The following is a 981-nucleotide window of genomic DNA, read 5'->3' as shown; positions in this document are numbered from 1 at the left end:
GCCTTAAGCCATGGTCGAGTCACGGTCCCTAGCGTTCAGTCGCACACCGTGGAGTACCGGGAGTACCCGAACCTGTGGCGCAAGTCGGCGCCCGGTGGTCCTGAGGGGAAACATGCTGACCGATTTGCCGGTGCACGAGCCGACGACGGAGATAGTGGGTCGCGAACTGGAGCTGACGTCGGTGTGCGGACGGCTCGAGGACTCCTCCCTTCGGCTGATCACGCTCGCCGGCGCCGGTGGCGTGGGCAAGAGCCGCCTGGCCGCCGAAGCCGCCCAACTGCTCGACGACACCTTCCCCGGCGGCATCCGCACCGTGGACCTGCCCGCCTGCCCCGGCCCCGAGGAGGCGGTGGCCGCCGTCGCCCGCGCCGTCGACGCACACGACCCGAAAGGCGTCCTCGCGCCCCGCCCCCGCGCGCTGCTGATCCTCGACGGGGTGGAGCACATCGCCGCCCAGCTGGCCCCCGCCGTCGCCGATCACCTGGCCGCCCGCCCCTGGCTCACCGTCCTCGCCACCGGCCAGGAGGTACTGCGCATCTACGGCGAGCAGGTGGTACCCGTGGCACCACTGCCCCCGCCCGGCCCGCTGTTCGAACCCGACGTCGCCGACGTACAGGACAACCCGGCCGTGCAACTGTTCACCCGCCGCGCCCACGAGGTGAACCCCGGGTTCGCGCTCACCGCCGAGAACGTCACCTCCGTCGTCGACATCTGCAACCTGCTGGAGGGCGTACCCCTCGTCCTGGAACTGGCCGCACGCCGGCTGCGCCTGTTCCCGCTCCAGGAGGTGCAGTCGTGGCTGCACCGGGGCGGCGACAGCCACCTGGCCGGGCTCGTCGACGTACCGCCCCGGCAGCGCTCCCTGCTCGCCGCCGCCGAATGGAGCTGCCGCGGCCTGCCCGACGGTCAGCGCTCCCTGCCCGGCCGGCTCGCCCTGTTCCGGCAGGGCGCCACCCTCGCCACCGCCGAGAAGATCTCCCC

General features: G+C 72.7%; 1 pseudogene. It reads left to right on the top strand.

Features of this window, described 5'->3' with window-relative positions:
* Nucleotides 1-112 precede the first annotated feature (112 nt).
* Nucleotides 113-981, top strand: a pseudogene (locus tag TN53_RS40925) (AfsR/SARP family transcriptional regulator); the annotation flags it as partial.

It is taken from the genome of Streptomyces sp. WM6386 (assembly GCF_000972385.1).
Taxonomy (GTDB): Bacteria; Actinomycetota; Actinomycetes; order Streptomycetales; family Streptomycetaceae; genus Streptomyces.
Note: the sequence above shows the minus strand (reverse complement) of the source record. Positions and strands in the feature narration are given on the sequence as shown.